The following is an 8,682-nucleotide window of genomic DNA, read 5'->3' as shown; positions in this document are numbered from 1 at the left end:
GTGACGCTGGTCGGGTGCCCGCGGGACTGCGCGGGCCCGTGTGTACGGGGGCTACGCGCGGCCGGACGTCTTCTGCGTACGGCGCGACACCGAGTCGATGACCACGGCGGCCAGCAGCACCGCGGCGGTGATCATGAGCTGGATCGAGTAGTCCATGTTGAGCAGGTCCAGACCGGTCTGGATCGACTGGATGACCAGCATGCCCAGCAGCGCCGACCAGACGTTTCCGCGACCGCCGAAGAGGCTGGTGCCGCCGATGACCGCGGCGGCGATGGCCAGCATCAGCAGGTTGCCGCTGCCGGCCTGGAGGGTCGCGGTGTAGGTCTGGCCGGCCAGGAACAGCCCGCCGACGGCCGCGAAGCCGCCGGCGATACCGAACACCGCGATCCGGACCATGTCCACGTTGATACCGGCCCGCCGGGCGGCCTCGATGCTGCCGCCGAGCGCGAAGACCTTGCGTCCGAAGGTGGTACGGCGCAGCACGAAGTCGCAGACGACCAGGGTGACAAGAAAGATCACCAGGGCGTTGGGCACACCGGCGGTCTTGTTGAGGACGTACGCGGCCACGTAGCCGACCACGGCCAGCGCGCCCGCCCGGATCAGTATCTCGGTGGTGGGCCGGAACGGGACGCCGGCCTTGCGGCGGCGGGCCTGCTCCACCAGCGAGGCGATCAGCAGGACCGCGACGCCCACGGTGGCCAGGATGTACGCGCCGGCGATGTCCTGGTTCATGAAGAAGGACCGCTGGCCGAGGATGTGCATGGGGCCCTTGTCGGCGAGCGTGAGGCTGCCGGTGTCGCCGAGCACCCACAGCATCAGGCCGTTCCAGCCGAGGAAGCCGGCCAGGGTGACGACGAACGCCGGGACACCGATCTTGGTGAAGAAGAAGCCGTGGACGCAGCCGACGCCGACGCCGATGAGCACGGTCAGCAGGACCGCGAGCCAGGGGTTCATCCCGTGCGTGGTGGCGAAGACCGCGAAGAGCGCGGATGCCAGACCGCTGACCGAGGCCACCGAAAGGTCGATCTCACCGAGCAGCAGCACGAAGACCAGACCCACCGCGAGCATGCCGGTGCCGGCCAGGAAGTAGCTGATGTTGACCATGTTCGCCGAGCTCAGGAACAGGCTGTTGTTGAGCTGGAAGATGGTCCAGATGATGATCAGGGCGACGATCACGGGCAGCGAGCCCAGTTCACCGCCTTTGAGCTTGCGCTTGAACTCGGTGAGGTAGCCCTTGAAGCCTTCCTCACGGACCAGCAGGCGCGGGTCGATCGGGGCGACCGCGGGGGGCGGTACCTCGTCGGCGGGCGGGCTGCCGGCCTTCGACGTGTCGATGGTGCTCTTGTCGCTGCTCACTTGGCCGCCTCCGCGTTGCTGCGCGCCTGCCGACGGGTCACGGCGTTGTCCGTGGCACCGGTGATCGCGGCGATGATCTGTTCGTTCGTGGTCTCCTTCACCGGGAAGGAGCCGTTGTTCCTGCCCAGCCGCAGCACGTGCACGGTGTCCGCGACCGCGGTGACATCGGCCATGTTGTGGCTGATCAGGATCACGCCGAGGCCGCGCTCGCGCAGCCGCTCGACCAGGTCGAGCACCTGGGCGGTCTGCTCCACGCCGAGGGCCGCGGTGGGCTCGTCGAGGATGACGACCTTGGGCTCGCCGATGAGGGCGCGGGCGATGGCGACCACCTGGCGCTGGCCGCCGGAGAGGCTGGCGATCGGGATCCGGACGCTGGGGATGCGGATCGACAGCGTGTTGAGCAGTTCGCGAGCGCGCTTTTCCATCGTGACCTCGTCGAGGCTGCCGAAACGCAGCAGTTCCCGGCCGAGGTAGAGGTTGCCGACCACGTCGAGGTTGTCGCACAGGGCGAGGTCCTGGTAGACGGTGGCGACACCGAGGTGCTGGGCGTCCTGCGGCCGGTTGATGCTGACCGGCGCGCCCTCCCACTCGATGACGCCCTCATCGACCGGGTGCACCCCGGCGATCGTCTTGACCAGGGTGGATTTACCGGCACCGTTGTCGCCGACCAGGGCGACCACTTCTCCGGCATGGACCTCCAGTTCGACATCGGTGAGGGCCTGGACCGCACCGAATCGCTTGGAGACTCCGCGCAACGCCAGCACGGGCGTAGCGGACACGTGAACCATCTCCTTCGCCGCCTGACCGGCGGGGATGCCGCCGCTGGGAAATCAGCCGCGGAGGGAGTGCACGAGGCACAGGACTACAAAGTGAAGGGGCAGGGGTAAGGCCCCTGCTCCGAGTGCCGACCCCGTAAGCGTTTCCATCCGGCACCCCGCCCCGGCAGCGGGGTGGTTGGGGTTGGGGCGGGGTGCCGGACAGGCTGGGGGAGGGCGGGACGGCGGGACTACTGGATTCCGGCGTCCTTGCACGCCTGGGCGAACTCACCGGCGCAGAGCTGGGCGGGAGCGAAAAGCCCGTCCTTGACCACGGTGTCCTTGATGTTCGCCTTGGTCACCGAGACAGCGGCCAGCAGCTTGGCCGGGACGGAGTCGCCGGAGCCGCTGGTGGCGGTGGTGTCAGCGATCGACTTGAAGTCCTTGCCCTCCAGCAGGGCGACGGCGATCTCCGCGGCGGCGTCGGCCTCCGGCTTGTACGCCTTGTAGATCGTGCTGGTCTGAGTGCCCACCAGTATGCGCTGCAGACCGGCGAGTTCGGCGTCCTGACCGGTCAGCGGCGGGTTGATGCCCGCGCCCTTCAGAGCGGTGGCGATACCGCCGGCCATGCCGTCGTTGGCGGAGTAGACGCCGGCGATGTTGTCCTTGCCGAGCTGCGTGATGGCCGCGGTGACCTTCTGGTTGGCGACGGTGTCCTTCCACTGACCCGTCTGCTCGTAGGCGATGTCCACCTTGCCGTCGAGGATCTTGTGGGCGCCGGCCTTGAACTGCGCGGCGTTCGGGTCGCCCGGGTCGCCGTTGATCATGACGATCTTGGACTGCGGGGTGGCCTTGGAGCCCATGGCGTCCAGCAGCGCCTGGCCCTGCAGTTCGCCGACCTTCTCGTTGTCGTAGGAGACGTAGGCGGAGATCGGACCCTGTGCGAGGCGGTCGTAGGCGACGACCTTGATTCCCTTGGCAACGGCGGACTCGACCGAGGACTTGATGCCGACGGAGTCCTGCGCGTCCAGGATCAGGACCTTGACGCCCTTGGTGATCATGCTGTTGACCTGCTGGGCCTGCTTGGCCGGGTCAGCGGCTGCGTTGTCGTAGTGGATCTCGCAGTCGGGGCACAGCTCCTTGATCTTGGCCTCGATGAGCGGACGGTCGAACTTCTCGTACCGGGTGGTGGCGTTCTCCGGCAGGAGCAGACCGATGGACTTGTCCTTGTTGTCAGACCCCTTGTCGCCCGCCTTGCCGCACGCGGCCATGGTGAGCGCCATCGAAACAGCGGCCGTTCCGATGATGATGCGACGCGTCATTGCGTTCATGTGAGGTTGCCTCCCTGACAGGGCCGCAACACCGCGGCCGAGGTGGACGAGAGTCAACTCCGGCTGACACCGTACCGTCAAGAAGTAAACACTTAACGAGATGGCAACGGCGCGCTCCGTTAGCTGTCTGAAGGCTCAGTCATGCCGAAACCGCAGGCGTATCAACCTGGGCACTTCCGTCCAGGAGCGTGGAATCTCCCATTTCGCTCAACACCAGGGCGAGGGCCCCCAGAACCTCCGCCCGGGCGCCCAGCGCACCGGGGACCACCGAGAGCCGCTGGGCCGCGCTGGGGATCGCGTACCGCGAGACCGACTCCCGGATCGGGCCCAGCACCAGCTCGCCCGCCTCCGCGAGATCCCCGCCCAGCACGACCCGGCTGGGGTTGAGCAGGTTGCACAGGCTCGCCACGCCCATTCCTATGTGGCGCCCGACATCGCCGATCACCCGGCGGCAGCCCGGATCCCCCTCGCGGGCGAGCTGCACCATCCTCGGCACGGTCAGCCCGTCGCCGTGGCTGCCCCGCAGCAGTTCCAGTACGTAGCGGGCCGCGGTGAAGGTTTCCAGACAGCCGCGGTTGCCGCACCGGCAGACCGGGCCCGACTCGTCCAGCGTGATGTGGCCGATTTCGCCCGCCGTGCCGCCCGGCCCGCGGTAGATCCGGCCGTCGATCACCAGGCCGGCGCCGACGCCGCTGGCCACCTTGATGTACGCCAGGTCCTTCACCCCGCGACCGCTGCCCCAGACCAGTTCGCCGAGCGCGCCCAGGTTGGCGTCGTTGTCCACCCGTACGGGCACGCCCAGCCGGTCGGAGAGCTCCTGCCGCGGGTTGATCCCGCCCCAGCCGGGCAGGATCGCGATCGAGCCGAGGGTCCCCGACTCCACGTCGATCGGCCCCGGCACGCCGAGCCCCACCCCGAGCACCTTGTCGGCCCCTATTCCGGTGGACTGCACCAGCCGGCCCACCAGCCGCTCGGCCCGGTCGAAGCCCTGCGAGGCGGAGGCGTCCACGTCGATCGGCTCGGACTGCTCGGCCAGCACCTGATGGGCCAGATTGCCGACCGCGACCCGCAGGTGGGAGTGGCCGAAATCCACCCCTACGACGATGCCGGCGTCTCCGGACAAAGCCACGCTGCGGGCCCGCCGACCACCCGAGGAGGTCGGCGTGACCTGCACCGTTCCGTTGTCCCGCAACTCGCGGACGATATTGGACACCGTCGCGGCGGACAGCCCGGTGCTCCGTGCGATCTCCGCCTGGGTGAGCGACCCGGCGAGCCGCACGGCCCGCACGACGCGCTCCAGGTTTGCCCTGTGCAGTGACGACTGCGATCCCGGAGTCTCCACGACATCACTCCTGCCCGGCGGCCGGAGTCCTGCTCCGTCCGCCCGCACGGGACGGGGGCGCCCGGTGCAGGAGCTGCCACACCAGCGAGACCCCGTCGTCTACAACATGTGAACTATAAGTTGAGTGTTTGGAATGATGTCCCGTCAAGGGGAAGAGCCACACCGTTACGCGAATCGGCAGGGAACGCCGGGCAGCGGATCCGCTTCGTCGCGGAGCCGCTCGGCGGCGCTCAGTGCCCGGCGGGCCCGGCCGCCGCTACTTCAGCGCCCCCGCGGTGAGCCCGGCCTGCACCTGCCGCTGGAAGACGACGTAGACGGCGAGCACCGGCAGCATCGCGATCGACAGGCCGGCGAAGAGTCCGGCCCAGTCCCCCTTGTACCCCTGCTGGACCGCCAGGTCGGCCAGGCCCTGGGTGAGCACCCACTTGTCGGTGTCGCCCTGGTTGAGCACCAGCGGCAGCAGGTACTGGTTCCACTGTCCGAGCACGTTGAAGATGCCGATGCTGATGATGCCCGGCTTGGCCATCGGCACCATGATCTGGAAGAACGTACGGGTGTGGCTCGCCCCGTCGACCAGCGCCGCCTCGGCCACCGAGGTCGGCAGCGTCCGGAAGAAGGCGGTCATGAAGAAGACGGTGAACGGCAGCGAGTAGGCGATGTAGACCAGCACCAGCCCGGGGAGGGTGTTGAGGATGCCCAGGTTCTTGGTCACGAAGAACAGCGGCACCAGCACCATGACGACCGGGAAGGCCATGCCGCTCACGAACAGGAAGTAGATCAGGCGGTTCCCCGGGAACTCGAACCGCGCCAGCACGTAGGCGGCCATCGAGCCCAGCAGCATCGTGCCGGCGGTGGAGAAGCCGACCACGATCACGGTGTTCACGAAGTACCGGCCCATGTTCGCCTCCGTCCAGGCGTGGGACCAGTTCTCGAGGTGGAAGCGGGTGGGCAGCGCCCACGGGTGGCTCAGGATGTCGCCCGAGGTCTTGAAGGAGCTCCACAGCGCCCACAGCAACGGCACGCCGACCATCAGCGCCCAGACGAGAAGGAAGACGTGGCTGAAGGCGTTGAGCACCCCGCCCTCGCTGCGCCGCCACCTGCGGCCCGCCACACCGCCGGCCGGCGGGCCCGCTTTCTCGGGCGCCGGGCCGGGTGCCGGGTCGATCGTCTCTGTCGTCATCGCGCCACCCCTAGAACTCGATCCGCTCGCGGCGCGACAGCCGCAGGGTCAGTACGGCGAACACCAGCGTCACGATCAGCATGGCGACGCCCATGGCCGCCGCCATGCCGTACTGGCTGTTGTCACGGAAGGCTGTCTTGTACAGCAGCAGCGGTACGACGTCGGTCGCCTCGTTCGGGCCGCCGTTGTTGACCGACATCAACTGGACCAGGGCGAAGCCGTCCATCGCGATGATGCCCATGTAGACCCAGCCGGTGGCCACGGTGTCCCGCAGCAGCGGCAGGGTGATCCGGAAGAACGTGGTACCGCGCGCGGCGCCGTCCAGCAGCGCCGCCTCGTAGATCTCGGCGGGGATGGAGGACATGCCCGCCGAGAAGAGCACTACGTAGAAGCCGACGTTCGCCCAGACCATCACGGCCATGATGCAGGCCAGGGCGAGGTTCGGGTCACCCAGCCAGGTCTGCTGGAGCAAGCCGAGACCGGCCTTCCCCAGCAGGGAGTTGAACAGACCGTCGTCCGGGTCCGGGTTGTAGATCTGCTGCCAGAGCACCGCGATGACGGTGACCGACAGGACCTGGGGGAAGAAGAAGACGATCTTGTAGAAGCCGGCGCCCCGGACGCCGGCGACCGAGGCGCTTCCCCTGCGCCGGCCGCCGACGTTCAGCATGAAGGCGAAGAACAGACCCAGCGCCAGCGTCACGACCGGCACGATGAGCAGCAGCAGGACGTTGTGCCACAGCGCCTTCCAGAAGAGGTCGTTGTGAATGATCTTCTGGTAGTTGTCGAAACCGACCCAGTTCCTCTCGGGCGTCAGCCCGCTCCAGTCCGTCATCGAGATCTGGAAGTCCTGGACGAAAGGCGAGATCACGAGGACCACGTACAACGCCACGGGGACTGCCAGGAATCCGATGATGAACCGGTACTTGCCGTGTCGCATTCGCCGGTCGCTCTCGTCTCGGCCGTTGGGGGTGGTGAAACTCGTCAGACGTGCTGGAACTTCGGCACCGAGGAGTCCTGCTTGGTGGCGTCCGCGGCCTTCTGCGCGCCCTCGATCCACTTCGCGGCGGAGATCTGGCCGGTCAGGAGCTGCGCGGTCAGGTTGCCGATGGTCTCGTTGTTGAGCTTGGCGTACCAGTCCTGGATACGGGCGTTGAGCACGTTGGGGCCGGCCGCCTTCAGCGCCGCGCTCGCGGAGGTCAGGCCCGGGGTGAGGGTGAGGCCGTCGGCGGCACCGGTGACGCAGGTGAGCGACTTGGTGGCGTTGGTGAAGCCGTCGGTCTGCTTCTTGCTGAGCATGATGCGCAGCAGCTCCATGCCGCCGATCGGGTTCTTCCCGTCCTTGGCGACGATGAACGGTTCACCGGCCGCCGCGTAGAGGGTGCCGAAGGGCAGTTTGTCGCCGGTTCCGCCGATCAGCGGGCCGACCGCCAGGTCGAAGTCCTGGGGCATGGTGGGCGCGGCCTCGTTCTCCACCCAGGAGCCGTTGGCCACCATGGCGGCCTTGCCCTTGGTCCAGGCGGTCTGCATCTGAATGTGCGTCATGCCCTCGGAACCGGCCAGGAAGTACTTCTTGGCCGCCAGCTCCTCGTAGTAGCCGACGACCTGCTTGACCGCGTCCACCTGGAACGCGCCGTCCTCCAGGTCGTCGATGGCGTTCAGCACCTCCTTGCCGCCGACCTTGCCGATCTGGGCCAGCAGGTCGAAGTGCACGTAGTACGGGTACTTGCCCGGGTACGTGAACGGCGCGACGCCCGCCGCCTTGATCTTGGCGCACAGCGCCAGCATCTCGTCGAAGGTCTTGGGGTGCTCCCAGCCCTTGTCCGTGAAGAGCTTGTTGGAGTACCAGGTGCCGTACACGGTGAAGGCGTAGTTGAGCGCGTACAGCTCCTGGGAACCGTACTGGCCCTGCTCGACGGTGCCGGCGATCAGGACGTCACGGATCTTCCTGGCCGGGTCGTCGATGGTGGGGGCGTCCAGCAGCGGGGTGAGGTCGAGCAGCTTGCCCTGCTTGGCGAGGGACGCGGTGTCCAGACTGTCCGCGCCGGAGTTGTCCATGATGTCCGGCGGGGTGTTGCCGGCGAAGCGCGGCTGGAGCTTGGGGCCGAGTCCCTGGGTACCGGTGTGCTTCACGGTGGTGCCGAAGGTGGTGTTGTACACGGCCTCCGCCGACTTGACGTACTCGTCACCGAAACCGCCCTTGAAGATGAAGGCCTCCAGCGGCGCTCCCTGCTGGACGCCGAGCGGGTTGGCCGCCGACTTCGAGCCCGTCGGGGTCGGCTTGCTCTTGGTGCCGCCGCCGGAGGAGGCGCACGCCGTCAGCAGGGAGCTGGCCGGAACCGCCACCAGGCCGACGGCCATGGCCCGCTTGAGTGCGTCGCGCCGGTTGATCTCGGATCCCATACTCAAGTCCTCGCCTTCTGACAGGGCTCGCGGGGTGCGGCGAACCCGCCGACACCCGCGAACAGCTGAGGTGTGAGTGAAGCCGTGCATCCGGTGAGGCAAGGAACGATAGCGAACGGCCGGGGGATAGCACCCCTGCCGTTCTCCCCCACCCGGCCCGCGCTGAGCGGGTTCCTTGGACGCCGACAGGTATAGTCCACTTCTCTCCGACAGGGCAAGATCCATTGCTGGTTTGGGCAGCAAGCTTTCCCGAGTTGAGACCTGTGTGAAGCGTGTGCTGTCCAATCCGGTCACATGCGGACGGGCCGCACCCCAGGT

7 protein-coding genes are annotated in these 8,682 nt (G+C 67.7%); all 7 read right to left on the bottom strand.

Annotation, left to right across the window (positions count from 1 at the left end; all coding sequences use genetic code 11):
* Positions 1-51: 51 nt before the first annotated feature.
* Positions 52-1,356, bottom strand: coding sequence for a sugar ABC transporter permease (locus tag VIW71_RS09165; protein WP_414720706.1), 1,305 nt, complete (start codon positions 1,354-1,356; stop codon positions 52-54).
* Positions 1,353-2,144 (bottom strand): ATP-binding cassette domain-containing protein, encoded by a 792-nt coding sequence (locus VIW71_RS09160; RefSeq protein ID WP_331621558.1) that lies wholly within the window; start codon positions 2,142-2,144, stop codon positions 1,353-1,355. The genes VIW71_RS09165 and VIW71_RS09160 overlap by 4 nt, the downstream gene beginning before the upstream one ends.
* 218 nt (positions 2,145-2,362) lie before the next feature.
* Positions 2,363-3,442 carry a substrate-binding domain-containing protein gene (locus tag VIW71_RS09155; protein ID WP_331621557.1) on the bottom strand — a complete coding sequence of 360 codons (1,080 nt, stop codon included), beginning with the start codon at positions 3,440-3,442 and terminating at the stop codon, positions 2,363-2,365.
* A gap of 139 nt (positions 3,443-3,581) precedes the next feature.
* Complete coding sequence (locus VIW71_RS09150; protein WP_331621556.1) at positions 3,582-4,784, bottom strand: ROK family transcriptional regulator; 1,203 nt, start codon at positions 4,782-4,784, stop codon at positions 3,582-3,584.
* A gap of 256 nt (positions 4,785-5,040) precedes the next feature.
* Positions 5,041-5,964 carry a carbohydrate ABC transporter permease gene (locus VIW71_RS09145; protein WP_331621555.1) on the bottom strand — a complete coding sequence of 308 codons (924 nt, stop codon included), beginning with the start codon at positions 5,962-5,964 and terminating at the stop codon, positions 5,041-5,043.
* Positions 5,965-5,974: 10 nt separating this feature from the next.
* Positions 5,975-6,901 carry a carbohydrate ABC transporter permease gene (locus tag VIW71_RS09140; protein ID WP_331621554.1) on the bottom strand — a complete coding sequence of 309 codons (927 nt, stop codon included), beginning with the start codon at positions 6,899-6,901 and terminating at the stop codon, positions 5,975-5,977.
* A gap of 44 nt (positions 6,902-6,945) precedes the next feature.
* Positions 6,946-8,364, bottom strand: coding sequence for an N-acetylglucosamine/diacetylchitobiose ABC transporter substrate-binding protein (gene ngcE, locus VIW71_RS09135; RefSeq protein ID WP_331621553.1), 1,419 nt, complete (start codon positions 8,362-8,364; stop codon positions 6,946-6,948).
* Positions 8,365-8,682: the final 318 nt, after the last annotated feature.

This window comes from Streptomyces sp., assembly GCF_036524955.1.
Classification (GTDB): domain Bacteria; phylum Actinomycetota; class Actinomycetes; order Streptomycetales; family Streptomycetaceae; genus Actinacidiphila.
Note: the sequence above shows the minus strand (reverse complement) of the source record. Positions and strands in the feature narration are given on the sequence as shown.